We start from the raw sequence: 24,880 nt of genomic DNA on the forward strand, positions 1-24,880 counted from the left end.
GATTAAAGTTAACTTATTCAGGAGGAATGAAGATGTCGTCCAGTCGTTTGAGAATGTTATTATTCAGCAGTATGATGGCCGCAGTCACAGCCATTCTGGCTCAGGTGGAGATCCCTCTGCCACTCGTCCCGATCAGCGGTCAAACCCTTGCAGTCGGAATCGCTGCCACTATTTTAGGAAGCCGTTATGGTGCATTTGCCATGATCATTTATATGTTACTCGGCATAACAGGACTTCCGGTTTTCGCAGGATTCGCAGGTGGCGCACACGTCGTAGCAGGCCCAACAGGCGGATACATTGTCGGTTTTATTGCGGCCGCCTACTTAACAGGACTGTTTCTTGAAAAAACATCCTTTACCATCAAAATGGCCATCATCGCCAACCTGATCGGCATGATCGTAACCTTAACCTTCGGAGCCATTTGGCTTAAAGTGTTACTCGACATGTCTTGGCCGGCAGCAATGGCCGCTGGTGTATATCCATTTTTAGTGGTAGGTGTGATTAAAGCCCTGCTGGCTGCGTGGATCGGAATTGCGGTGCGAAATCGTTTGGGGAGTTCTCAGATGAGGTTTGGTGAAGCAGCTTAATCACCGATAAACGTCGCTATGAGTAATAACAGGTTGTTTAAAATGTGCAAATCAGTTTGAGAGAAAGTTAAGAATGTACCAACTTTCTCTCATCAAATTAATGAATGTCTGTTAGCGAAATTTCAACTCTATGTTAAACGTTTACTTACTGATCATATTTTTGTTTTGTTCCAATAAATTCTTTCTAAATTTAAGATAAACTTGAAATTCAGAAAAATCTCTTTTAGACATCCCTTCTTTAATACTTTCTTTGATTAAATTTACCCACTCTTGATCAAGACACTTTTCTTTTGTATCTGATTGATCGTCTACTAAATAATCCACAGAGACATCCAGAGTATTCGCAATTTTCGAAAGGATATCGAGAGACGGATTGCTCTTTTTATTATTCTCCAAGTTTGAAAGGTAAGATTTTGATACGTTTGACTTGAAAGCCAATCCGGAAACAGAGTAGCCTTTTTTGGTCCTCAAATGTTTTATCTTATCCCCAATCATTTTCACTTCCCCTTTAAGTTTTTTTAAAAGTCCCAAATACTCAGTCGTGTTAAACGAATGCTTTTTACTAATGAAAGATCATATTATTTTCAGTTTTGTAAATGATTTCTCTTAAATAAATTTCAAATTCTTTTTTTATACGGGCATCATTCAGAGCAAATTCTACCGTTGTTTTTAAGAAACCTAATATTTCACCTACATCGTATCGAGTCCCTTCAAACTCATAAGCATAAACTGACTGGTGACGATTCAGTTTTTCTATCGCGTCTGTTAATTGAACTTCTCCACCTGCTCCCGTTTCCTGATTCTCAAGGATGTTGAATATTTCAGGAGTTAATATATATCGACCCAGTATGGCAAAATTAGAAGGAGATGTTCCGGGAGAAGGTTTTTCAATTAATCCTTTCATCTGGATTAACCGCTCTTTTCGACTCATAGGATCAATAATTCCATATCTGGATGTTTCGCTTTCGTCCACTTCCTGTACTCCAATGATTGAACGTCCAGTTTCTTCATATTGCTTGATAAGTTGCTTTATACAAGGCACATTACTTTTCACAATATCATCACCAAGAAGCACAGCAAAAGGCTCGTTTCCTATAAATTGTCTTGCACACCATATTGCATGTCCAAGACCTTTGGGTTCTTTTTGTCTGATATAATGAATGTTCGCCAAATCAGCGGTAAATTTGACCTTTGCTAATAAATCAAATTTTTCTTTATCTAGTAAATTTTTTTCTAACTCGACTGCATAATCAAAGTGATCTTCAATCGCTCTTTTCCCTTTACCTGTTACAATAATGATATCTTCGATTCCCGCAGCAACTGCTTCCTCAATAATATATTGTATAGTGGGCTTGTCCAAAATAGGTAACATCTCTTTAGGCATCGCTTTAGTCGCTGGTAAAAATCTCGTCCCCAAGCCAGCAGCGGGTATGATTGCCTTCTTCACTTTTCGCATCATATATCCATCCCTCTCTCCTCGTTATTTTCATCTTGAGAAATTTCTTTCCATAGATAACGATTATTTTCAACAACACAAATGTAAATGAGATCAGTGCCATTTATTTCAATCAGTATCATTTTTCCTCTCCATGACTCTGATGGTTCTGGAAGTTCTTCAGCACTATATATGCCTATACCATCAAAATAACTCCGGTCGTTTAACCTTGTCAGCACAGGTGTCTGATCCTCATTTAGTAAATATTGATTTTTCAACAACTCTTCTTTATCTGTTTTAAACCCTGTTAACTCTATCCGCCCTCCCGTACTATCTTCAGTCCTGAGCAGTGAAAGGGATCCATCAGTTTCTTGATTAGCTTCTGTATAAAACGTATCTACAGAAACCATTGAATTCCACTGCATTGTAAAAACGGATGAATTTGATTCTATGAGATTATCATAAGCACGTCCGCCAATGATCTTAACGTTTGAATCGTTTACATTAAAGAATGTACTGTTTTCTTTTTTAAGATTGTTGCCTTCTAAATGCGGACTGATGACAACAACGTTAAAGCAATAGTCGAATTGAAAAGCCGAAGAAATATTAGCCCATTCAGCATTCAGTTGGATAAGCGTCATTTCACTGGCCCGCTCAAACACAAAGGGAACAACATCAGGCTCATATCTGTTTTCCCTCAAACCATTAGAGGTGTAAATGTTTTCAATAACACTTCCAGTATTTCCTCCTTGAGGAGGTACCAGGTGAATCGCATTTTTCGCGTACTGATAAACATAAATATTTCTCATATTCACTGAGAATGCATAGTTTTCTTTATTTTGAGCAATGTAAAACCCTCTGTACACCGAAACCATATGAATACTTTCAAAGACAGAGTTAGCGATTTGATCTTCAAACTGAATCGCATTTCTTTCTGTATATTCTCTCTGATCCCAGCCTTCATAGCTAAGGCCAAGGTTTCTCACATCATTTTTGGAGCCAGTCATTCTGAAAATAGGTGCATTGGCTGTACTATAAATTATAGCCGTATCCATTCCTGAACCTTCAACTCTTTTAGAATCTATTTCAATGGAGTCGGTAATTAAATAGGTTCCTGTTGGAAAGTAAATATGATCATTCTCACTGAGCGCCATCTTGATCGCATCTGTATCATCGTTCTCACCATCTCCAACCGCACCGTATGTCCTGACACTTATTGCTGTTACACTTTCCTCACCACTTACCACATCTACTGTTCCTTGAGTTTTTTCATCGTCGGACCAGTAAAATACGGTTGAGGTTACTACAGCTAACAATATCAATGCAAGTATTATTTTTTTCATTTATTTGCCGCCTTATATTGATTCAGCACATTTTTTTCTGTCTCAAGCCAAGCTTTAAGTGCCATCGATTCTTGTAATTCCACATCATTCATACTGATCAACTGACCCTCTTCAATACTATTCTTAAAAACTGCATTTTCTAACAATCCAATTGGCAGATGTCCCTCATGGTCTCTGATTCTGACTGCTTCCCCTCTGGCAACGAAACTTCCAATGCCGTGGTCAATTTTTTCACCCTTTTTTATCGTCTTTTTAGCAATTGTTCCTACACTTATAGACGGTAAAAGAGAATTATTGAGCAGTACACTCCCACCGCTAACGACTCGGCGTATTGTCTTAATGATTTCAAGGTGACAAAGGTGAAAATTTTTAACTAGCGTGTAATAGGGTCCCGGACCGAGTTTTAAATACTCCAGAGCATCCCTCTGATTTTCTTCGTGTTCTGCAGTAATAAAAATGCCTGCTGGTCCTTTAGGACATAACACATAATCACTTATAGGAATTCCATGCTGTTTTGCCTTTTCAGCTAAATATGCACCGCCTGAACTGATATTTTCCGCCGATGGACCCAGGAGGCCATCCTGAAATATATCTGCACCCAAGCCATTCGAGATCAGTGCCTGCTCGATCTGAACCTTAGTACCATCAGTGAAAGATGTAACTTTAGATAAACTCAACTTGTTACGCTTACTCCAGTACATCATATCTTTATAGGCAGGATTCAAATTGATAAAGCCTTTAATATTGCCATAAACCAGGGGCTTAAATCCCATTTGAACAATGTCCTCATAAAATGCGGCAATGCATCCAGGCTGATCACCTTCCGCTTCTGTTATAAACCCTTTCCCAGTTAAGTATGATCCTGAAATCACATGCAGTTCTGAGTTCATCGTGACAACTGGAAGACCTGCTTCGAAAGCTTTAAGTACAATTTCCGTACCATAAATCGGATCGCCCGTACATTCAACAATCAGATCTGAACGTTCTATTAATACATCCAATTCGTTTGTAAGCAGCTCTTTGTATGGGAAGTGATTAATATCATTCAGGTTTCGTCTCGTCAAGATGCTTGCAACGGTTACATCCTGTTGTAATTGAAGTGTCCTTATTAATCCTTCTGCAATAAACCCTGTTCCGGCGATCCCTATTCTTGTTTTTACATGCATTTGTTTTACACCTCTCAGTAAAGAAATAATGTGATTTTATTTTAATGAGCCGTTAAATTAACCTTTTTGCGAGCTTAATTCTCACGATCTCTCTTCTGACTAATCCGTATATGCCTCTAAAATCAGCGTATCCTTTAACATTTAGTGCCTGATAAACAGAGTAAACAATATATAATTGTGACAGAACACCAGGTATCAAGAATCCCAGCGCCACACCTGTACTGCCATAATGCAATCCCGCCCATGAAGCTGCACTCATGGAAGCAACACCTGTTAAGATCGTAACTATCATTAACTTTCTTTGAAAACCTGTCATCGCCAAAAGATTTGCTGCTGTTCCACTCCATATCGTGATCAAATGTTTTAAAGCCAATATGATCAAAATAATTACTCCGCTTCCGTACACTTCTGAACCGAAGATAAGCCTTAATATGTTTTCACCTAAAAGCAGGAATATTATAAAAAGCAGAAAAGCCGGTACAAAGGCAAGTGCGGTCAAAACCCTAAGCATTTTTTCGAATTCTTTTATCTTCCCTGCGGCAAATTTACTAGCAATAATTGGTTGTATCACAGAATTTAATATAATAAATGGCATAGACATCAAAATAGCCAGCTTTGCTGCAGCACCATAGATAGCAATATCATGCGGACTTCCGATTATACTGATAATCCAGATATCAGCTTGTGTGATGAAAAAATAACTTAGGGCCGTGACCATGAGTGGCAATGTAACTGGAACCATTTTTGATAATGACACCGTTAATGCAATATCCTTATTCGAACTTGATCTTATAATTGAGAGCTTTTTAAGTAATATAATGAATCCAATGAGGTTTGATCCGGTAATAGATATAATCCAAAGTATTACCACATCCTGAATAGATATATTGATCCACCCTAATTGACTAGTTAATGTCAGCATTGAAATAAAGATCATCGTTGATGCCAGCCCACCAAAGACAGTTGCGAGTTTGATTTCCTGAAACCCTCTGAAGGCCTCTCCGATAAGCACTTGAAAGCCATTGGAAATCATCCAGAAAACTAAAACCAATGTTAAAGCCGACAAACCTTGAACATTGAAAACATACTTTTCAATTAGATCTGCACTGAAATAATAGGTTACACTAACTGTCATAGATCCAGCTAAAGTTCCAAAGAAAGCAATTTTAACGATATACGATATGTTTCCTGGTTTGTTTTGAGCCAGATTATTCGCTATAAATTTGACAATAGTCTGTTCAAAGCCTAGTGTGGATAAATAGGCCCCGAATAGAGCAATATTAAATATTAAAAAATATAGTCCCAATTCTTCTGTAAATAAAACCCTGGCGAGAGTGGCATTAATGACCAGTGTCATTATCGATGTTGAAAACTTACCAGCGAATGCCCACATCCCACCTGATCGAATCACCCTCTGATCGGCTGCCAATCTATTAGTTACCAAAACCGAACACCACCTATTCAGCTTTCAACTTAATTAATTTCATCGCCTGCCAAGATTGCAATTCCATCTCCCCGAAATCCTTCTCGTTATGCTCAAGACTGCTTTTTACAGCCAACGTTCCAAGAATAAAGCATACATATATAGTTGTTGTTTGAAGGAGAGACGCGGTGAGAAATGAATAATTGATAAAAAGAGCAAGCGTTAATATTTTGTGATGTGTGATGGAAAAAAAGGTATAAATGATAAAAATAGTGAACAATAACCCTCCAAAAATGCCATATTCCACAAGCAATTTAATATAGGCAATCGGGTGAGCCGTAATATGCGAGGGAGACAATTCATCGAATGTATAATTGGCTGAATAATACTCCTGAATACTCCCTGCCCCGTGGCCGAACAACACAACTGAAGCTTCTTCAGTCTTAAAAAACTCACCGTATGCCTGCCATGGTGCTATAAATCTCACATGCCCACTGGTTCTTGGTGTATTAAATTCATTTAAACGGTCAACAAATACTTCACCGTACCCCTGATCAAAGAGAACAAAGATTGAGACACCACAAATGAGTGTGATTAAAAGAAATTGAACTGGTTTCATTTTGATCAGCAACGGTACTGCTACTACAGCAAGAATAATAAAACCTGTTCCTGAAAATGAGAGCAACATACCAACAAAGAAGAGAAACATGATCATGAATCGTTTTTTTGTAACGAACTCGATGACTATACCAATTGCCAGCATTTTCGAAAAGAAAGAGGGTTCAAGCATAAACATACCGTTAGCTTTAATGATTGGAGAATCGTATGACATTGGATTGAGAGTGTTGTAATCCTGAAGAATGAACTCTTTTGGTAAGGATTCAAGCGGGTCATAGAATCCTGCACCTGCGAATTGTGCTGCATACTGTATAATCCCAATAACTGCAATGATGATCATCATGATCTGGTAAGTTGAAAGAATATAGTCTAGACTTCCTTTTTTCTTATGAATAAACAATAGAGGGAGATAAAAAACAATCACAGATAATAACGAAGCTACGCCCACTGCTCTTAGTTCCATTAAGGAATAAAGACTTACCAGACTGAGTCCGCTGATCGCGATTAAAAACCAAGTTAATCTTCTCTGATCTACCTCGATTGTATTAAGAACATAAAGAAAAACGATAGAGACAACCGAAAATAAAAAGACCGGGGAAAGCTGTATTTCACCAATGGTGATGGCGAACCTTTGCAAGAAAATAAGACTGAATAGTATTAAGAAAATGAAAAACTTATCTTTTGCGGTAATAGCTCCTTCCAACACGCTTATCCCCTCCTTCTCACTTTATTCGGAAAACTGTCCTATCTGGTTTGTAACGCCATGCCATGCTCCTATGAAAATCATTTTGCTTCTTTTTAGTTTATTATCCTTTCGAAGTACATAGAGCAGATGAAACTTCACGATCCTGTACGTCATGTACATTAAGGCAATAAATTTATATTTAGGGTTATTTCTCGTTACAAAAAGATATCCATTCCGCATCAGATAGTATGCATAATAGGGTGAGAGTTCTTCAGACTTTGTTGAGCTGGACTCTTTATGATAAATCAAAGAATCAGGGACATAGATAATCTTCATACCTGCTTTTTTCACTTTTAGATTCCAATCCGTGTCTTCGTAGTAGATAAAATAATCTTCCTCCAGCCAACCGATTATTTCTAATAGCTCTCTTCTAAACAACATGCTGCACCCTACTACAAAATCAACTTCTTTTTTGATATTGAATTTTTCCTGTTCATGTTGATCAATCCCGTATGGTTTGCTGGTACCTAAATATTGATTAATTGAACCTCCTGCAAACCATACAAGATTGTTATTCATATTAATGATCTTTGATCCTACAATGCCTATTTGACGGTCTGACTGCATTTCCTCAACCAATTTTTGCAATGAATCCGGATCTGCAATCGTATCGTTGTTTAACATCCATAAATATTGATAACCCTTTTCATACGCTGCTTTAAATCCAATATTATTACCACCAGCACATCCCATATTTTTTCCTGATTGAATCATGGTTAGTGGGAGGTTGAAGACTCCTGAGATTTCATCAGCTTTCAACCGTTCCCATGATTGATCCTTAGAGTCATTGTCTACCACAAACACATGAAAGTTTCTGTAATTAAGATTTTCTAAAGAGCGGAGACAATCAACTGTGTCGTGATACGCATTCCAATTTAACAGGATTATTGCGACAGACGGATCACTCACTGAACATTCACCTCATTTCACTAAGCGTTTCTTATTAAGAACAATCAGAGCGTCGCAACTTTCAGCTGTTTTGATACAGCCGGCATTGTTTCTTCTGCATCCTTCAAATCGATCACAATATTTTCTACTATTTTATTTGCCCTTGCGAGTGATTCATGTGTTCCAGCATCAATCCAATCACCATCAACTACACCAAACTGCAGCTCATTCATTTTAATATAAGCATTATTGACATCTGTAATTTCTAACTCTCCTCTTCCTGAAGGGTGAAGTGTTTTAATAATGTTAAACACTCTGGAGTCATACATATAAAATCCGGTAACCGCGTAATTCGACTTTGGCTTAACAGGTTTTTCCTCAATCGAAACAATGTGATCATCATTCACTTCTGCAACACCGAATCGTTCAGGATCACTAACTTCCTTCATCAGTATTTTTGCACCTCTGCCTTTTTTGATAAAATCCATAACATAAGGCGAAATATCCGAAGTGAAAATATTGTCACCCAGAATAACTGCCATCAAGTCATTTCCTACAAATTCCTCAGCAAGATCTAACGCCTCAGCAATACCTCCTGCCTGATCCTGTACCCTGTATGTCAGTTTCAATCCCATTTCACATCCGCTTCCAAGAAGATTAATAATATCTCCCGCATGATGTCTTCCAGTTACGATCATAATGTCTCTAATACCAGCCTGTTTTAATTTTGCGATAGAGTAAAAAATCATTGGGTATTTACCTACTGGCAGCAGATGCTTATTTGTCACTTTTGTTAATGGATTTAACCTGGAACCCGTTCCACCTGCTAGAATAATTCCTTTCATGTAAATCACTCCTTTTGTTTTATTCTTAATAAAGAACAAAAAGTTTAAAAAAAATGTGACTTCTTGATTTTTTTATTGTCCCGACCAATGACTCCAATAAAGCGTGAACCTCCAGCCTCTAAATTTTTTTTCGCCTTGAGCGCTTTTTCTTTTTTGGTCTTTCCAAATCTGATGACCATAATAGAAGCATCTGAACTGCTTGATATTATTTGCGCATTTGCATTCTCAACAATTGAAGGACAATCGATTATGATCAGATCATATATTTGTTTATATTTATTGAACAAAGAAATCAATTCTTCTGTTATTATGTCGACTCCTATTTTATGTGAACCGGCAGTTAGAATATTTAAGCCTTCCACTGAAGTCGGAATGACAAATTCGTTTGCTTTTATGTGTGGATCTAGCAAAATATCTGTCAATCCATGCAGGTTTTTCTTTCCGAAAAACAAATGAATTTCGGGATTTCGTATATTTCCGTCTATTAATAAAACTTTTATTCCTTTCTGTGCCATTACCACGCCGATATTTACTACGGCCGTTGTCGTACCATGCCCTCTACCTGAGGATGTTACAGCAAGTATTTTCATTGGTGAACTTTTTGACAAAAACTCAATATGTGTTCTGATTACCTTATACTGCTCACTTTGTGGGGCATATGGCTGCTGTTGTGCCATGATATATTTTTTTTCTAATTTTTTCTTTTTTAGCAAGATGCTCATTTTACCTCCCTCCCAAGATCTTTATAGGCGGAATACACAACTTGTTTTTCTTTTACTTCCAATGATCCTTTCAGCACTTTACGTTTCTCTTTTGAAATTGTACCAATCATTGGTCTTTCAAAAAGGAGTAATGCTTCTTTTTCAGAGTCAATGGTTGTACTGAAAAGCTTTCTTAAGAATGCAATTGAAAGACCGACACTCACACCTGTAACAATACCTACAACAATGAATAGCACCAAACCGGGACTCGTAGACTCGACGTTCTCTTTTATTTCAGCTGGAGGGAAGAGCATCACATTATCAATCATCATAATTTCTTTTACCTTGTCCTGAAATACGGTCGCTGTTACGTTTACTACTTGAACAGCCCTCTCATAATCAGAATCTTTTACTGTTATCGTGATTACCTGAGATTCATTTTTACTTGATACATCAATTTGCTTCTCCAAATCTTTTACAGGCATCTGGAGGTTTAAATCATTAATAACCTGTTCCAGAACAACGTCTGAATAAATAAAATCGCTATACGTATTTGCGTACTGGAAATTAGTCATGACCGTGTTGTAATCAAGTTGCTCTGCATTATTATTTACAACAATCTTTCTGGATGCTTCGTATGTGGGGTTAACCAGATATAAAGAAATTAACCCTCCGAGCAATGCAAAAATCAAACCCATTATTACAATAAAAAAAATTCGACTTTTTATAACTGACCAAAATTCTCTGATTTTAAGTGACTGCTCCACGTTAGTAGGCCCCTTTTCTCTTCAAAACATAAAATATGCTTTTTACTAGGATTTTCACATCCAGTGTAAGAGATTGATGGTAAACATAATATAGCTCAATATTTACACGTTCCGGGTAACCTATTTCACTTCTTCCACACACTTGCCAGTACCCTGTAACGCCAGGAGCAACTGTTAAAAATTCATCCGAGCGCTCTCCATACTTTTTGAGCTCTTCTTCAACAATCGGTCTTGGGCCTACCAGACTCATTTCTCCTTTTAATACATTTATGAGTTGAGGCAATTCATCCAGGCTGGTCTTTCTGAGAAATTTACCAATCCGTGTAATTCTAGGATCGTCTTCAGGTTCAAGTTTAAAGTTGTTTTCGAGATATTTTTTATAAAGGATCTCATTATTTTTTAAATATTCTTCTGCATTCATGATCATGGAACGGAACTTATAAATATAAAATTCCTGCCCACTCTTACCCAGTCTTCTTTGCTTAAAAAACACCGGCCCTTTTCCTTGTCCAAATAGGTAGGTTGCTGCGATGCAAATCAAAAGCGGTGACAGGACAATTAGTCCGAATAGTGCACCGGTAACATCGATCATCCTTTTAATAAAAAGATATAGTTTGTGTTTATTTAACACATGAAAATTTTTATTGACCGGAGACTTATAAGGAACAGCCAACTGTCCTGGCACTTCCCTCTCTCTGTTCACTCTCATAGTTTTCACCCTCTCTATTTGTCTTACGAAGAAATTAAATAATGAGTTAGAAAGTCTTCGAGCGCATTGCTCCAATGCCTGATTTCTTCAAAGCCGTTGCCTTTCCATTTACCATGTTCAAGTATTGAATATTCAGGTCGTTTAGCAGGACTTTTAAATTCTTCCGTTTTACATGGAACAACGGTTACTTCTTTATCTGCAAGCTCAAATATTTTCTTTGCGAATTCATACCAGGAGCAGCTCCCTGAATTTGACAAATGGTACGTGCCATATTTATCAGTCATGATCAGCTTTGCGATAGCCTCTGCAAGATCACCAGTATAAGTAGGCGAACCGAACTGGTCATCTACGACTGTTACTTTCTGTAAACGATCACCCGCTTCCAGCATTTTTTTTACAAAATTATTGCCAAACTGACCATATAGCCATGATGTTCGAACAATGAAAAAGTCCTCCAGAATCTCTTTAACGTATTTTTCTCCTTCCAGCTTTGATTGTCCGTAAACGCTTAGGGGTGAAGGCTCTGTATCTTCAGGGATTGGACTTCTTGATGCACCATTGAATATATAATCCGTACTTACATACACGAGCTTTGCTTTAATTTCATGAACTGCAAGAGCTACATTTTTCGTTCCAGCTCCATTAACCTTAAATGCTTCTTCCTGCTCATTTTCAGCATTATTCACGTCTGTATATGCGGCTGCGTGAATCACGACATCAGGGCTATATTTTTTGAAAGTATTTAAAACGTCTTCTGATATTGTTATATCGAGTTGCTGTCTTCCAAGCCCAATAACCTGATGCCCTGCTTTTTCAAGAACATGGTATATTTCCTTCCCTAACTGTCCTCTGCTTCCCGTAACTAACACTTTTAATGTGTCCATATTTGATCACCGGATTTCTTTGGTTGATAGTTAACATATGAGCCATTCATAATATTTTTCCACCATCCCTCATTTTCCAGATACCACTCTATTGTTTCCTTAAGGCCCTGCTCAAAGTAGTAAGAGGGTTCCCATCCCAGTGCTGACGTTATTTTTGATGGATCAATTGCGTATCGTTTATCGTGTCCTGGCCGATCCGTTACATATTTGATAAGGTTCTTAGGAACGTTCAAATGATCCGTAATCATTTGAACGATTTCGTTATTTGTTTTTTCATTATGCCCACCGATATTGTAGACTTCACCTGCAATCCCATTATGGACAACCAAATCTATAGCTCTGCAATGATCCTTAACATGAAGCCAGTCTCTTATATTTGTTCCATCACCATAAATCGGCAACTCTTTACCTTGTAAAGCATTTGTAATTAGTAATGGTATTAGCTTCTCAGGGAAATGATTAGGTCCATAATTGTTCGAGCATCTTGTTATATTTACGTTCATCCCATAAGTTTCATAATAAGCTCTGACTAGAAGATCGGCTGCCGTCTTACTCGCTGAGTACGGGCTACTTGGGGCAAGTGGGGTCTCTTCCGTGAAATACCCTGTTTCTCCAAGACTGCCGTATACTTCATCTGTAGACACCTGAACAAACTTATAAATGCCATTTACCCTGGCAGCATCGAGAAGGCACTGTGTTCCAAGCACATTCGTTTTAACAAAGATATCCGGCCCTGTAATGCTGCGGTCAACATGAGACTCTGCTGCAAAATTCACAATCGTATCGATACGGTATTTTTGCAAGATCATATCAACAAGTTCTCTGTTAGCAATACTTCCTTTAACAAAAACATAATTTTCATAAAGCTCTATCTCAGTAAGATTTGATAAGTTTCCGGCGTAGGTCAACACATCAAGATTAACCACAAAATGATCCTCTTGATCTTTAAGGAGATATTTTATAAAATTACTCCCTATAAATCCCGCCCCTCCTGTTACAAGGTATCTCATGCGCGAACCCCCTCCCATATAAAGTCAAATTCTGCCTGCTCAAATGAAGGGTGAAGCCGGTCTTTATCTGATAGAACAGGCTGAGTTACTGGCCACGTTATTCCAATTAAAGGATCATTCCAAACAAAACCACGATCATGCTCTTTAGAATATAATTCATCAACTTTGTACTGAACCTCAGTACCTGGCACCAACGTGCAAAAGCCATGAGCAAATCCTTTTGGTACCAAGAGTTGTCTTTTATTATCTTCAGTTAAAATATAGCCTTCCCACTCCCCAAAAGTAGGTGAGTTCCTCCGAATATCAACAATCACATCATATATAGCACCACGGGTAACTCTTACAAGTTTTGACTGAGCTTTGTGTTGGAGTTGATAGTGCATCCCTCTGATCGTTCCCGGATCTTTAGACATCGAATGGTTTTCCTGGATAAAATTCAGGTTAACCCCGTAATCCTCGAGTAAACTTTGTTTATAACATTCCATAAAATATCCTCTACTATCATTGAAAACAATAGGCTCGATCAGCAGAGCATCTTTGAACTTTGTCTTAAATACTTTCACGAAAGTCCTCTCCCTTCACTTCACTTTTACAATATGATGGTTGACCTTTCTTGTATGAAGAAAGATTTCGTGTAACCACTCATCAAGTGAATACTTTTCGTAGATTTGTTCAGGTGGGGTGACGTATCCCTGATAAATAAACGTTCGATCAATAATCGGATTGTGACGATCGATAAGCGTAATATTAGAAGGATGATACAAATCATATTCTTTGATAGATTCATTTGTTGTAATCAGTTTTTTTTGTGCTCCGAAAACTTCTATTGTTCTCATCGTCAAACCATTTTGCTTGGGTCTTTCAATATCTATAATCACTTTTGATCTATTAAATAAATGTGTAATTTCCTCTTTCGACAGTTTTTCATACTGCAACTCTGCTTTTCCATATTTCCTCATACTCCGGTCAACCAGGCATTTTAAATAGAATAGCTTTTTGCTGGGATAGTAATGGTAAAAATAATAATTCAGGTTTTTTTTCACAAGCTGCTTCTCAATTCTTTTTAATACTTTAAATCGATCTGTATGCACCGTTCCTATAAAAAGAACATCGATGTCCTGGATCGCTTTGGACTGGGCAGACACTCTATATTCATCAATAAAAAATAATGGTCTAAATTGCATCTTTTCATAAACTGCTGCATCATTCTTATCAAACGTATAAACATCATCAAACATATGACGAATAATGTTAGAATTGGGTGAGTAACTGAGTGCATCCCATAAGTAAAGGATCATTCTTGCATTCTGGTGAAGACGTCTTAACTCTTCTAAATTTTTTTTTGAAATAGCCTCTCCTTTAATAACAAAAATGAAATCGTATTGACGCTCTTTTGTTTGTCTGATGATTTCACGGTAATAGGCATTACTCTTATGTGCTAAAAGCTTGCGATTTAAGCGGATCAGAGATTTTGTTATGAAATCATTCTTGGGACGCTCGTCAAAATAATCAACGATACATCCGAAAGACTCCAGCTTTTTGCATATCTCTTTTTCATATCCAAAAAAACTGGCGGAAATCATTAAAATTTTTTTCCCTTTATAATATGCGTTCATTTGTATAAACCCTTTTCTTTCATCTCAAGCATTGCATGTTCATAAAGATCTTCTTCTACTTCCTGACTGTTCACCCAGTCTGTAAAATGTCTGATTCCTTCTTGAAATGAAAACTTTGGATTAAAAAACAAATCGTCCTCTACTTTTGTTAAATCAGCGAAATTATGCCGTATATCACCTAGTCTGTAATGACCAGTCACCTTATAAGGAATTTCAGCCTGATAACAATGAATCAATGTTTTTGCCACTTCTAACACGTTTACGGCTTTACCTGTTCCTACATTAAAAATCTTGTGATTCGCCTCATCCATTTCGATCGCTTTGATCGTTGCATCAACCACATCATCAATGTAAACAAAATCTCTGCTTTCCTTACCGTCTTCAAAAATCATCAAATCATTTCCATTTTTAATTCTGGTAGAAAAAATCGACAAAATTCCTGTGTAAGGATTTTTGAGTGACTGGCCCGGCCCATATACATTTTGATATCTGAGTGCAACAGCCGGAATATTCAAAGACTTCCCAGTAAGCATGACCAAATTTTCCTGGCCGAATTTTGTGAATCCATACACAGATAATGGATTAATACGGGAATCTTCAGACGTACTCAGGACATGCACTGTTTCAAAACACTTAGGACATTTTGCTTCAAAGTCGCCTTTCGATAAATTTGTGTCATCACGACTTTCCGGAAAAACTTCACCGTGTGTTTCACACTTGTATTTCCCTTCACCGTAAATCGCCCTTGATGAAGCGACAACAATTTTTTTAATTTGTTTAGGATTCGCAGCGACGATATTAAGGAGATTTACTGTTCCATTAATATTTACATCAACATACTTCTCCACCTCATACATGGATTGTCCTGTGCCTGTCTCGGCGGCAAGGTGCACGACTACGTCAACTTCTTTTAGTGCAAGCTCAAGATCCTCTTTGTTTCTCACATCTCCATATATAAATTCCACCTGGTTTTTAATGCGTAAAAACAGCTCCGATTTCTGAGGGTCCTCACCATGAATTTGAGGAGACAAATTATCAATTACTCTAATCTTGTATCCTTTCTCAAGTAATTTCAGAGATAAAGAGCTTCCTATAAATCCTGCTCCACCAGTAATCAGTATACGCATATCAGTTCCCTCCACTCGATTATTCTTAATAAAGAACTAAAAGACCAAAAAATAAATGTTCTTTAAAAAGAACGTTTTACATATTGTAAACCCATTTTTTCATAAAAGCAATAAGATTTCTCATTTTATTTTGAATATATCTCCACTAATATTCAGCTGATTTATAATTTATAGAAACTTTTTAAACATGATCATTATAAGTAACCAAAATGGCATTACAATAAATAATCCAAGCAAACATCCTTTTGAAAATCCTTGTTTACTGCTCATTGTATATATCCTCCCACTATGACCGTTTCATACATTTATGACTTTAGTTTAATCCATAAAACAGGTTTTTTCCATACTTTTCGTTCTTTATGAAGAATTTTTGTTTCCTTGCTATTTTCTTTTCTTTAAATATTCTTTATAATGAACAAAATATCTTTTTTTCATCACCCTTATTTACACATATGGTTTCGACCCTTTCATTTTTCCAGTTATCTCTTATATGCAAGAAAAGATCCGTCATTTATCACTTTAAATATTCGCCACAAAATATGAAGAGGAGTGATTCTATGAAAATTTTATTACTCGGTGTACAAAAAATAAAATTCATGCCTTATATTGATTTTTACCTCAGTAACTTAGACTTCTATTCTCACGAAGTCCATTTAATGTACTGGAACCGGGATGGCAAAGAAGATGCAAACTTAGATCATCGCATTATTGCACATGAATTTAAGCATATTCAGGAAGATGAAGTATCAAAACACAGGAAAATGAAAGGATTTTATAAATACCGCAAGCAAGCGCTAAAGTTAATTAAAAGTGAACAATACGATTTTATTATTATCCTGAATACAGCTACAGCATTTCTTGTTCAGGATATTTTGTGGACGTCATATAGAAAGAGATATATTTATGATTATCGGGATCCCACTCATGAAAACGTCAGTTGGTACAAATGGCTTGTTGGCAGAATAGCACAGCATTCACGCATCACCTTTGTCAGTTCTGACGGTTTTAGAAAATTCTTACCATCATATAGTCATATTATTACTTCACACAACCTTATTTCAGATGCTTTATATAAGAGACATTTGAGGAAACAGACATCAAGGGAGCAGCTACCTATACGTATACGGTATTGGGGAATGATTAGAGATGAAGAAGTGAATAAATTGGTGATCGACAAGATTGCAAATGATTCTCGATTTGAATTACACTACAATGGAAGGATGCAGAAAACAGGTAAAAATTTGGAATATTACTGTCAGAAGCATCAGATTAATAATGTTTTTTTTCATGGATCATATCTCCCTGATGAAAGATATGATTTTGTTTCCCAAACAGACATTTTACACAACATTTATAAAGAAGATCAATTACTCTCTCAAGCTATGGGAAATAAATTTTACGACGGGATTATACACTACATCCCTCAAATTTTCACAACCGGATCTTATATGGGGGAGAAAGGCGATAAAGGCGGAGTAGGTATTGAATGTAATCCTGCAGATCCTTTTTTTGCTGACAAATTATATTCCTATTACACCAATATCAATTGGGAATATTTTTTGAATCAATGTGATTTTTGTCTTGATCAAATCCTTGATGAATACGAAGATGGCAAAAAATATTTAGAAGATATTTTTGGATCACATAATAAATCTGAGACGAGTACTGTTTACCATGTATAGTGACAAATCAGAAAAAAGACCACTGTGTGGTCTTTTTTCTGTTCAAACCCTTGAAGCCTGAACATTTCGACATTGCAAATTGATTAAAGTACTTGTCTGCTAATCACTTTACCTTAACTAAACAAACTAAAGGGTGCTGATAATAAATGGTGTGTTGCTTTCAGAGAGAAGTGTTTGTGATTACATACGTGAGGTCTTATTCACCACTTCTATATCCTTCTATTATCTACAGTACCTGAAACTTATTTTATCGTGAATTTTTCTTTATAAGTAAAAGCCTACAAGAGGTGGACATCCTTATCAAACACTGCCGTAATAAACGCAACGCCATCAGCACCGGCTGACAGAACTTTCTTTGCATTTCCTGCATGTATTCCGCCAATTCCCACGACGGGAAGATGAGGATGCTGTTGCTTCAGCTTTCTGATCCACTCTGTCCCTGTCGGTGTTTTAGCATCTGATTTAGTGTTCGTTGCAAAGATCGGACCAGCACCAATGTAATCAACACCCTCGAGAGAACTGTTCGCCAGTTCATGCTCATTCGAGACCGATAGTCCAATGACTAAGTCAGGAAAACGTTCTCTCACTTTATTTGGCTTTTCATCTTCCTGCCCTATATGAATTCCATCAACATCAAGGATCTGTGCTAGCTCCACATCATCATTTATAAAGAATGGAATCCCATTTGTTCTGCACATCTCTCTGAGTGCCAACCCAAGTTCGATCTTTTTCTTTCCATGAAGACTCCCCTGTCCCTTTTCCCTGTATTGAAAAGCGGTAATTCCCGACTCAATTGCACGGTTTAAAACAGATAGAGGGTTTTCTCCTCTGCAATTCTGACTCCCAAGAATAAAATACCTTCTTAATGTTGTCGCATCCATTTAAACCACCTCAAGTTTAGAAGCTGATACTGCCAGAGAGTCAAGAAAAGCCGCCTGAAACGTACCGGGTCCAGTAACACCCCGTTTTGAAACAGCCTGTTCAGCAGCCATGCCATAAAATTGCAAAGCAGCTAAAACAGCTTGTTCTTCATTGGCCGAAGTTGTCAGACAGGCAGCAATAATTGATCCGAGAAGACAGCCGGCCCCTGTGACTGATGTAAGGTAATGATGACCCATTTGATTCGTAAATTGATGCTCAGGTCCAGTAACGACATCGACCTCACCTGTCACAACTGCAATCGTTTTATAGGTATGACTGACTCTTTCAGAGATTTCAATTTCATCTCCCTTGATTTCACTGTCGACTCCTTTCATTTCCCGGGAAATGCCCGCAAGATAGGCAAGTTCAGCTGCATTTCCTTTAATGACTGTTGGGGTTATTGCCGATAGTATTTCCTTTGCTGCATGTTGTCTGAAAGCTGTAGCACCAACACCAACCGGGTCAAAAACGACTGGCTTTCCTAACTTCAATGCAGTCTGACCTGCAATGATCATCGCTTCAATGTCCTGTGACCGGATCGTGCCAATATTAAGCAATACCGCATCGGCGGCTGTTGCCATTTCCTCTGCCTCTTCTTTTGCCTTTGCCATAACCGGACTTCCACCAAATGCAAGTAGCCCATTAGCTGTGAAGTTCATCACTACTTCATTCGTTAGATGGTGGACGAGAGGCCTGGCTTGTTTCACTTCATCGATGATTGATTTCATGAGCTCTCACTCCTTCCCTTGTAGCCCAGTGATTAGTTGGACCATTGCCATGCCCAAGGCTGAATGATTCACGGATGGCAGCAGTGACATATTTCTTCGCTGATTCAACTGCTTCAGGCAATGCCACACCCTTAGCCAGCAAAGAAGTGATCGCTGCTGAATACGTACAGCCTGTCCCATGCGTATTCGATGTATTGATTCTCGGTGCTGTGAATACGTACATACTGTCTCCATCATAGAGATAGTCTACTGCCTGTCCTTCCATATGACCGCCTTTCATTAAGACTGCTCCTGCACCAAATGTTGTAACAAGTTCCATTGCAGCCTGCTTCATGTCTTCATGATCAGTAATCTTGCGGCCAATCATTTTTTCAGCCTCGGGAATATTTGGTGTTACAAGATCTGTTAATGGCAGAAGCTCTTCGATCAGATAGCTGATTGCCTGTTCCTCAATCAGGGGGTGTCCACTTGTCGTAACCATGACAGGGTCCATGACATAATGACAGCTTCTTTTTTTCAAGCGATCGCGAATCACGTCCATTCTTTCCTTGTCAGAGATCATTCCGGTCTTCAGTGCGTGTGGAGGAATATCTGAAAAGACAGAGTCCAGTTGCTTTTCAAGCATGTTGACCGGGACATGATGAACATCCTGGACACCTGTCGTATTTTGCGCCACAACAGACGTAATAACAGACATTCCATATGTCCTGAACTCCTGGAACGTCTTCAGATCCGCCTGAACACCCGCACCGCCGGATGGATCGGTTCCTGCTATTGTGAGAGTACATGGAATGTTATTCATACACAGGCACCCCTTTTGCTTTCCACTTCTGCTGTGTGTAAGCCATTTCCCAAAATGACCATTCCAGCTCCGTGCTCTTGATAAAAGCCTCTCTCATTTTGGCAAGACTTGCAGATGAAGCTGAAACTGCTTCATCTGCAAGCATGGCACTCATCCGTTCGATCAGCTCTCCTACGCGCTTATCCGCATAAAACGTGATCCACTCATAGAATGGATGATCGCGGTCAGGCTGGGCTTTTCGTGTAAGTTCTTTTCCAATCTCATAGTAAGTCCAAGGACAAGGCAGCAGGGCAGCAAGCATCTCGCCGATAGTCCCGGCATAAGCGTGACAGAGCATATGCTTTACATAGTGATCCGCAGCCGGTGGTAACGGAAATCCTTGCAAATCCTCGTAACGGACCCCGGCAACCCGGCAGAAATTATGGTGAGGATGCACTTCACTATTTAAAACAAATGAAACCTGCTCTTTGAAAAACTCGATTTGTTCCCTGTTCTCTGATCGGACAATCGCCATCCCGTAAATCTTCATAAAAGCATTCAAATATTCATAATCAGCTTTTATATAATGAATCAACGCTTCTTTTGCAATCGTCCCTTCTTCAATACCTTTGACAAATGGATGTTTGAAAATATCCTGAAGCAGTCTTTCCGCTTCCAATTTGAGTTGTTGAGTAAATGACATGTTTTGTTCCTCCTGTGAGAAGAACGGGGATTCACCTTTCCTTCGCCGGCATGACCCGGATCAGGTTCAATGGGTATGATCTCAGCCGACTTGCGGCACCCCCGGCAACTTCTATTGTAGTTGTGTATAAGTGGATTGATTCAGCCTGGCTAATAGGAGCCATCCAAGTAGTGCTCCTGACAAGCTGCTGATTAAAAATGGCGGGATGAAAAACCACGCAGCAAAGGCGGTACCCATCAAAACCTTTGCTACAGGAACCGCAGTGAGTGCACCGATCAGTCCGGTACCCGCCACTTCTCCGGCAGCTGCAAGTGATAGTCGGGATGTTTTCTTATAAAGAACACCTGCAAGGAATGCACCAATCATACTGCCTGGAAAAGCCAACAGGGTTCCAATTCCAAGCAAGTTTCTGACAAGCGCGATCATGAAGGCCACTCCAATTGCAGGCAGAGGACCGAGCATTACAGCAGCCACCACATTTACTGCATGCTGTACCGGATATGCCCTGGCAACGCCTGCAGGAAACCATACAAACTGAGAACCCACAACACCAATCGCGGTCAGCATCGCCATCATCGTGATCAGCTTTGTTCTATTCATTCCATTTCACCTCCTTTCAAAAACATAAAAACGCCAGATCTGAAAGACTCAGATCTGGCGTGAATAGTAAAAGAAAGCACGTAAATGCCCGATTCTACTTCCCTCCGCTGGTACTAACCAGATCAGGTCCATAAGAGTCGGAGAATGCTTCGTTCCCCTCTCAGCCTGCACAATCAGGCACCCCTAGTAGTCATACGTTTATTTAATTGGAAATCTTACCCTAAAGTCTAGCAGACTCTTTATCTTATAGCAAATGAATCAGACAAACTGATCAAAAAACGCCAGCACTTCCTCATAAACCTTCATCTCATTCGCCTTTTTAGAGAACCCGTGCCCCTCATCCTCAAGCACCAGATATTTCACATCTCGGCCCTTTGCTTTCAGCGCTTCTACGATCTGATCTGACTCAGCTTTTACAACGCGCGGATCTTTGGCACCCTGGATGACGAACATTGGCTTTGTCATCGTATCGAGATACTGAATCGGCGAATCCTCTGTCAGCTTTTCTTTATCCTCAACAGGATCTCCAACCCATTGCTTCATCACCGGCTTCCAGTGCTCAGGAACTGATTCAATAAAGCTGAATAAGTTGCACGGACCGAAAATATCCACAACCGCTTTAAAATAATCTGCATGACGGCCGTGTAACAGAAGTGCCATATAGCCGCCGTAGCTGCCTCCCATTAACAGTACCTTATCGCGGTCGGCAAGTCCTTCTTTAAATAAATATTCGAGCCCTTCAATGTTATCAAGACGCGGACCATGTCCCCAGTCGCCTTCCACCATTTTAGAGAACGCCAGTCCGTAGCCTGTGGATCCACGGAAATTTGGTGTAAAAATGCTGTAACCCCTGTACACAAGGAATTGGAACAGCGAACGGAATGTTGCACGTTCTGCAGCCTGCGGACCTCCGTGCGGCCATAAAATAACGTGCCCATTGTCTTTATCAGGCTTAGCTTTAAACAGCTGCGCTTCAATTTCCAGACCATCAAACGATTTGTACGTAATTAGCTCCGGCTCCACCAGCTCCTCTTCCTTTACACCCGGAACATTATAATTCGTCAGCTGCTTCCAGCCGTTCTCATCTCTCATATAGAGATTAGGCGGTCTCACAGCCGTTCGTCCCATCAGATAAAGGTTCCCAGAATCCGCTACCTTCAGACCCGCGATCTCAGAAGTGGGAATTTCAACTTCTTTAAGCGTTTCAGTGTCCAGACTGTATTGATACAGTTTGTCCCGCACACCTTTTTCAGCAGTGATGTAAAGGGAATTTGTCACTTTATCAAAAATCACCCGGTCAAAGCCTTCCTGTTCAACACCAGTCACCTTTTCAAACGTCTCATTATCAACATCAAAGCGTGCCAGATATGAAAAATCTTCATCAAAATCAGTTGTAAAATAGATTATATTATCCGATACGAACTCAATCCCTGAAACCGTATGCTGCTTATCTGTTTTCGGCGTCAGCATCACTTCCTGTTCCCCTTTTTTAATAAAAGCGAGAACGTATGTATTGGCATAATGTTTCACATAAGCAAACGTCTGTTCATCAGGGCTTTTCGCCGTTAAATGAGTAGACGCTCCCTTGCCGTGTTGAATAATCGTTTCTGTCCCGTCATTTAAATTGTATTCATATGACTTCAGATACGTTGAGTCATCTTTTGTAGAAGTGTAATACAGTTTTTCGCCATCCTTTGACAGGCGAAGCCCCATATGTCTGGCACCTTCATATTGTCTAAGCGGCTCAAGACTGCCTCCTGATGTTGGCAAAGCATACACCTGACCGTTTTCATCGCCATCCTGATCGATGACAGCAAGCAGGAATCGGCTTTTCGGATCAAAAGTGATTTCAGAGCAGCTCTGATTATGAAAGCTGAGCGGGTATGGGAAAGTGTCGGGCAGGTCCATCGCCCATAAATTATATTTACCATTCAGGTTTGTACTGAATACGAGCTGTGTTTCGTCCTTGTTGACTGCAAATGACTGAATACCGAATGTTTGAAAAAAGTTTTCTACATCCGGCTGCTTGAATTGAATCATATAATAAAAGCCTCCTCGAAGTTTGTTTCGTTCTCCGTAATATTCGACTTTTGAGTCAGAAAATCCTTTTGGCGGGTGGGTATATTTTCACTAAAATGACGAACTGTGACTGGAAGCTCACGAAAGTCATTGCTGAACTCATATACTTTCTCTTTAAACTCACGAATTCCTTCTGCACCTCACAAACCCACTAACCAAGCTCACAAACATAAATATTGAATCACCATTCATTTTACGGTATACTGAAGTCCTACTAAAATTTAATATCGTTCCATCTTCAGGGCAGGGTGTAATTCCCGACCGGCGGTAAATCTTAGATTGAGCCCGCGAGCGAATAGGGAGCTATTTGCTGACTCCGTGAAAACCGGAGGCCGACAGTATAGTCTGGATGGGAGAAGATGGAGGCAATGAATGGGACGCGTGTATAACGTGACCTTTATTTCGTGCTACATTCTCCCTGCTGACTGCGCCAGTCATGCAGGGTTTATTTGTGTACGATTCATTGCTAAAACTTCTGTAAGTGGGACGAGGACAGGAGCTACTCATGTTAAAAAACACGCAATTACTCGTAAAGCTTTCGATGTTCAGTGCCATCGCATTTGTGCTGATGCTGCTCAATTTTCCGCTTCCGTTTTTACCGGATTTCCTGAAAATTGACTTTAGCGACGTGCCTGCACTTTTAGCAGCACTGTTGTTTTCACCAATGGCAGGAGTCATCGTGGAAGCACTGAAAAACATTCTTTATTATTTATTCCGCGGCAGCGGCATCCCGATCGGGGAACTTTCTAACTTTATCGCAGGCTGTGCATTCATCCTGCCGGTAGCTTTTTTCTATCATAAACGCAAAACAAAAGGCGCACTCGCAAAAGGACTCATTTCCGGAACACTGCTGATGGTTACCCTACTGGCAGTTCTGAATTATTTCTTAATTCTTCCGGCATACGCATGGTTTTTCGGCATGGACTTCATGCTTGACCCAACCGTAAAACTTTCAACAACACTTGGCGCGATTATCCCGTTTAACCTGATTAAAGCAGCATTCGTTTCTGCTTTATTTATACCAATATTCGTCAAATTAAGACCATGGATTAAGCAAAATCAGCTTCATCCTGAAACAACATAATGTAATCAGATCCGGAACACACTTTTTATAAGTGTGTTCCGGTTTTTTTATTGAGGCAGACGTGCGTGACGGCGTAATTCGTGAGGTTGTGCGGGTAATTTGTAAGGTTAGCAGTCGAGTTTGCGAGGTTAGAGTGTACTTTCGTGAGTTCCTGAGGAAATTTGTCATTTCAGTGTATATAGACCTATGAATTTCAGTGAACACTAGCCGTTTTCCCGCACATTCCTGCTCTAATTTAATCACCTATGGACCTGCCATCATTTAATAACTACTTATGCAATTATTGTCTTGTCCAAACATTATACGGCTGGGACGCATCCGCTGACTCCTGTGGCGGAAAGGGTCAGGTGAACCCGATGTGCGAAGCACAGCGGGTTCACCGCCCGGCCATAGAAAAGCGGAGACCGGCGTTTAGGGACGTACAAACTGGACCGGCCC

General features: G+C 39.3%; 25 protein-coding genes and 3 riboswitches. Of the genes, 3 read left to right on the forward strand and 22 right to left on the reverse strand.

Features of this window, described 5'->3' with window-relative positions; genetic code table 11:
• Positions 1 to 32: 32 nt before the first annotated feature.
• Positions 33 to 587 carry a biotin transporter BioY gene (locus E2491_RS06115; protein ID WP_134373992.1) on the forward strand — a complete coding sequence of 185 codons (555 nt, stop codon included), beginning with the start codon at positions 33 to 35 and terminating at the stop codon, positions 585 to 587.
• A gap of 141 nt (positions 588 to 728) precedes the next feature.
• On the opposite strand, the gene E2491_RS06120 is transcribed toward E2491_RS06115, so the two are convergent.
• From E2491_RS06120 to E2491_RS06195, 16 genes are all read right to left on the reverse strand, one after another.
• A complete protein-coding gene (locus tag E2491_RS06120; RefSeq protein WP_134373994.1) occupies positions 729 to 1,082 on the reverse strand; it encodes a helix-turn-helix domain-containing protein in 354 nt (117 codons plus the stop codon).
• 67 nt (positions 1,083 to 1,149) lie between these two features.
• Positions 1,150 to 2,043: a UTP--glucose-1-phosphate uridylyltransferase GalU gene (gene galU / locus E2491_RS06125; protein ID WP_134374363.1), complete on the reverse strand. Its 894-nt coding sequence runs from the start codon at positions 2,041 to 2,043 to the stop codon at positions 1,150 to 1,152.
• Positions 2,043 to 3,365, reverse strand: a complete 1,323-nt coding sequence (locus tag E2491_RS06130; RefSeq protein ID WP_134373996.1) for a glycosyl hydrolase family 28-related protein — start codon at positions 3,363 to 3,365, stop codon at positions 2,043 to 2,045. The genes galU and E2491_RS06130 overlap by 1 nt, the downstream gene beginning before the upstream one ends.
• Complete coding sequence (locus E2491_RS06135; protein ID WP_134373998.1) at positions 3,362 to 4,531, reverse strand: NAD(P)-dependent oxidoreductase; 1,170 nt, start codon at positions 4,529 to 4,531, stop codon at positions 3,362 to 3,364. The genes E2491_RS06130 and E2491_RS06135 overlap by 4 nt, the downstream gene beginning before the upstream one ends.
• A gap of 52 nt (positions 4,532 to 4,583) precedes the next feature.
• Entirely contained in the window at positions 4,584 to 5,975 is a 1,392-nt protein-coding gene (locus tag E2491_RS06140; RefSeq protein ID WP_134374000.1) for a lipopolysaccharide biosynthesis protein, read from the reverse strand.
• A gap of 13 nt (positions 5,976 to 5,988) precedes the next feature.
• A complete protein-coding gene (locus E2491_RS06145) occupies positions 5,989 to 7,278 on the reverse strand; it encodes an O-antigen ligase family protein (RefSeq protein WP_134374002.1) in 1,290 nt (429 codons plus the stop codon).
• Positions 7,279 to 7,299: 21 nt separating this feature from the next.
• Complete coding sequence (locus E2491_RS06150; RefSeq protein WP_134374004.1) at positions 7,300 to 8,226, reverse strand: glycosyltransferase family 2 protein; 927 nt, start codon at positions 8,224 to 8,226, stop codon at positions 7,300 to 7,302.
• Positions 8,227 to 8,270: 44 nt separating this feature from the next.
• On the reverse strand, positions 8,271 to 9,050 hold the full coding sequence (locus tag E2491_RS06155; protein ID WP_134374006.1) for a sugar phosphate nucleotidyltransferase: 780 nt from the start codon (positions 9,048 to 9,050) through the stop codon (positions 8,271 to 8,273).
• A gap of 44 nt (positions 9,051 to 9,094) precedes the next feature.
• Positions 9,095 to 9,772, reverse strand: a complete 678-nt coding sequence (locus E2491_RS06160) for a CpsD/CapB family tyrosine-protein kinase (protein ID WP_134374008.1) — start codon at positions 9,770 to 9,772, stop codon at positions 9,095 to 9,097.
• Complete coding sequence (locus E2491_RS06165) at positions 9,769 to 10,518, reverse strand: YveK family protein (protein WP_134374010.1); 750 nt, start codon at positions 10,516 to 10,518, stop codon at positions 9,769 to 9,771. Before E2491_RS06165 ends, E2491_RS06160 begins: the two co-directional genes overlap by 4 nt.
• A gap of 1 nt (position 10,519) precedes the next feature.
• Positions 10,520 to 11,110 carry a sugar transferase gene (locus E2491_RS06170; protein ID WP_244093906.1) on the reverse strand — a complete coding sequence of 197 codons (591 nt, stop codon included), beginning with the start codon at positions 11,108 to 11,110 and terminating at the stop codon, positions 10,520 to 10,522.
• A gap of 140 nt (positions 11,111 to 11,250) precedes the next feature.
• Positions 11,251 to 12,111, reverse strand: a complete 861-nt coding sequence (gene rfbD / locus E2491_RS06175; protein WP_134374014.1) for a dTDP-4-dehydrorhamnose reductase — start codon at positions 12,109 to 12,111, stop codon at positions 11,251 to 11,253.
• Positions 12,099 to 13,121, reverse strand: coding sequence for a dTDP-glucose 4,6-dehydratase (rfbB, locus tag E2491_RS06180; protein ID WP_134374016.1), 1,023 nt, complete (start codon positions 13,119 to 13,121; stop codon positions 12,099 to 12,101). The genes rfbD and rfbB overlap by 13 nt, the downstream gene beginning before the upstream one ends.
• Positions 13,118 to 13,684, reverse strand: coding sequence for a dTDP-4-dehydrorhamnose 3,5-epimerase (rfbC, locus tag E2491_RS06185; RefSeq protein WP_134374018.1), 567 nt, complete (start codon positions 13,682 to 13,684; stop codon positions 13,118 to 13,120). The genes rfbB and rfbC overlap by 4 nt, the downstream gene beginning before the upstream one ends.
• 15 nt (positions 13,685 to 13,699) lie before the next feature.
• Positions 13,700 to 14,737 carry a WaaS/CpsH family glycosyltransferase gene (locus E2491_RS06190; RefSeq protein ID WP_134374020.1) on the reverse strand — a complete coding sequence of 346 codons (1,038 nt, stop codon included), beginning with the start codon at positions 14,735 to 14,737 and terminating at the stop codon, positions 13,700 to 13,702.
• Positions 14,734 to 15,864 carry an SDR family NAD(P)-dependent oxidoreductase gene (locus E2491_RS06195; protein WP_134374022.1) on the reverse strand — a complete coding sequence of 377 codons (1,131 nt, stop codon included), beginning with the start codon at positions 15,862 to 15,864 and terminating at the stop codon, positions 14,734 to 14,736. Before E2491_RS06195 ends, E2491_RS06190 begins: the two co-directional genes overlap by 4 nt.
• A gap of 557 nt (positions 15,865 to 16,421) precedes the next feature.
• Between E2491_RS06195 and E2491_RS06200 the strand changes: the two genes are divergently transcribed.
• Positions 16,422 to 17,546, forward strand: a complete 1,125-nt coding sequence (locus tag E2491_RS06200) for a glycosyltransferase family protein (RefSeq protein WP_134374024.1) — start codon at positions 16,422 to 16,424, stop codon at positions 17,544 to 17,546.
• Positions 17,547 to 17,824: 278 nt separating this feature from the next.
• Here E2491_RS06200 and thiE read toward each other — a convergent pair whose 3' ends face one another.
• From thiE to E2491_RS06230, 6 genes are all read right to left on the reverse strand, one after another.
• Entirely contained in the window at positions 17,825 to 18,427 is a 603-nt protein-coding gene (thiE, locus tag E2491_RS06205; RefSeq protein WP_134374026.1) for a thiamine phosphate synthase, read from the reverse strand.
• A complete protein-coding gene (gene thiM, locus E2491_RS06210; RefSeq protein ID WP_134374028.1) occupies positions 18,428 to 19,195 on the reverse strand; it encodes a hydroxyethylthiazole kinase in 768 nt (255 codons plus the stop codon).
• On the reverse strand, positions 19,176 to 19,997 hold the full coding sequence (gene thiD, locus E2491_RS06215) for a bifunctional hydroxymethylpyrimidine kinase/phosphomethylpyrimidine kinase (RefSeq protein WP_134374030.1): 822 nt from the start codon (positions 19,995 to 19,997) through the stop codon (positions 19,176 to 19,178). The genes thiM and thiD overlap by 20 nt, the downstream gene beginning before the upstream one ends.
• Entirely contained in the window at positions 19,990 to 20,679 is a 690-nt protein-coding gene (gene tenA / locus E2491_RS06220) for a thiaminase II (RefSeq protein WP_134374032.1), read from the reverse strand. The genes thiD and tenA overlap by 8 nt, the downstream gene beginning before the upstream one ends.
• 19 nt (positions 20,680 to 20,698) lie before the next feature.
• Positions 20,699 to 20,792: riboswitch (TPP riboswitch) on the reverse strand.
• Positions 20,791 to 21,279 (reverse strand): energy coupling factor transporter S component ThiW, encoded by a 489-nt coding sequence (thiW, locus tag E2491_RS06225; RefSeq protein WP_134374034.1) that lies wholly within the window; start codon positions 21,277 to 21,279, stop codon positions 20,791 to 20,793. Its footprint overlaps the riboswitch before it by 2 nt.
• 82 nt (positions 21,280 to 21,361) lie before the next feature.
• Positions 21,362 to 21,474, reverse strand: a riboswitch (TPP riboswitch).
• Positions 21,475 to 21,537: 63 nt separating this feature from the next.
• Positions 21,538 to 23,319, reverse strand: a complete 1,782-nt coding sequence (locus E2491_RS06230; RefSeq protein WP_134374036.1) for a S9 family peptidase — start codon at positions 23,317 to 23,319, stop codon at positions 21,538 to 21,540.
• A gap of 269 nt (positions 23,320 to 23,588) precedes the next feature.
• Positions 23,589 to 23,723: riboswitch (FMN riboswitch) on the forward strand.
• A 140-nt stretch (positions 23,724 to 23,863) separates the two neighbouring features.
• Between E2491_RS06230 and E2491_RS06235 the strand changes: the two genes are divergently transcribed.
• Entirely contained in the window at positions 23,864 to 24,442 is a 579-nt protein-coding gene (locus E2491_RS06235) for an ECF transporter S component (RefSeq protein WP_134374038.1), read from the forward strand.
• The last annotated feature ends 438 nt before the right edge of the window (positions 24,443 to 24,880 follow it).

It is taken from the genome of Jeotgalibacillus sp. R-1-5s-1 (assembly GCF_004405105.1).
GTDB lineage: Bacteria > Bacillota > Bacilli > Bacillales > Jeotgalibacillaceae > Jeotgalibacillus.

Bases quoted from the DNA above. Each gene is read 5' to 3' on its own strand.
- E2491_RS06115 (WP_134373992.1), top strand. From the start codon at position 33: ATGTCGTCCAGTCGTTTGAGAATGTTATTATTCAGCAGTATGATGGCC.
- E2491_RS06120 (WP_134373994.1), bottom strand. From the start codon at position 1,082: ATGATTGGGGATAAGATAAAACATTTGAGGACCAAAAAAGGCTACTCT.
- galU (WP_134374363.1), bottom strand. From the start codon at position 2,043: ATGCGAAAAGTGAAGAAGGCAATCATACCCGCTGCTGGCTTGGGGACG.
- E2491_RS06130 (WP_134373996.1), bottom strand. From the start codon at position 3,365: ATGAAAAAAATAATACTTGCATTGATATTGTTAGCTGTAGTAACCTCA.
- E2491_RS06135 (WP_134373998.1), bottom strand. From the start codon at position 4,531: ATGCATGTAAAAACAAGAATAGGGATCGCCGGAACAGGGTTTATTGCA.
- E2491_RS06155 (WP_134374006.1), bottom strand. From the start codon at position 9,050: ATGAAAGGAATTATTCTAGCAGGTGGAACGGGTTCCAGGTTAAATCCA.
- E2491_RS06160 (WP_134374008.1), bottom strand. From the start codon at position 9,772: ATGAGCATCTTGCTAAAAAAGAAAAAATTAGAAAAAAAATATATCATG.
- E2491_RS06170 (WP_244093906.1), bottom strand. From the start codon at position 11,110: ATGATCGATGTTACCGGTGCACTATTCGGACTAATTGTCCTGTCACCG.
- rfbD (WP_134374014.1), bottom strand. From the start codon at position 12,111: ATGGACACATTAAAAGTGTTAGTTACGGGAAGCAGAGGACAGTTAGGG.
- rfbB (WP_134374016.1), bottom strand. From the start codon at position 13,121: ATGAGATACCTTGTAACAGGAGGGGCGGGATTTATAGGGAGTAATTTT.
- E2491_RS06190 (WP_134374020.1), bottom strand. From the start codon at position 14,737: ATGAACGCATATTATAAAGGGAAAAAAATTTTAATGATTTCCGCCAGT.
- E2491_RS06195 (WP_134374022.1), bottom strand. From the start codon at position 15,864: ATGCGTATACTGATTACTGGTGGAGCAGGATTTATAGGAAGCTCTTTA.
- E2491_RS06200 (WP_134374024.1), top strand. From the start codon at position 16,422: ATGAAAATTTTATTACTCGGTGTACAAAAAATAAAATTCATGCCTTAT.
- thiE (WP_134374026.1), bottom strand. From the start codon at position 18,427: ATGGATGCGACAACATTAAGAAGGTATTTTATTCTTGGGAGTCAGAAT.
- thiM (WP_134374028.1), bottom strand. From the start codon at position 19,195: ATGAAATCAATCATCGATGAAGTGAAACAAGCCAGGCCTCTCGTCCAC.
- thiD (WP_134374030.1), bottom strand. From the start codon at position 19,997: ATGAATAACATTCCATGTACTCTCACAATAGCAGGAACCGATCCATCC.
- tenA (WP_134374032.1), bottom strand. From the start codon at position 20,679: ATGTCATTTACTCAACAACTCAAATTGGAAGCGGAAAGACTGCTTCAG.
- thiW (WP_134374034.1), bottom strand. From the start codon at position 21,279: ATGAATAGAACAAAGCTGATCACGATGATGGCGATGCTGACCGCGATT.
- E2491_RS06230 (WP_134374036.1), bottom strand. From the start codon at position 23,319: ATGATTCAATTCAAGCAGCCGGATGTAGAAAACTTTTTTCAAACATTC.
- E2491_RS06235 (WP_134374038.1), top strand. From the start codon at position 23,864: ATGTTAAAAAACACGCAATTACTCGTAAAGCTTTCGATGTTCAGTGCC.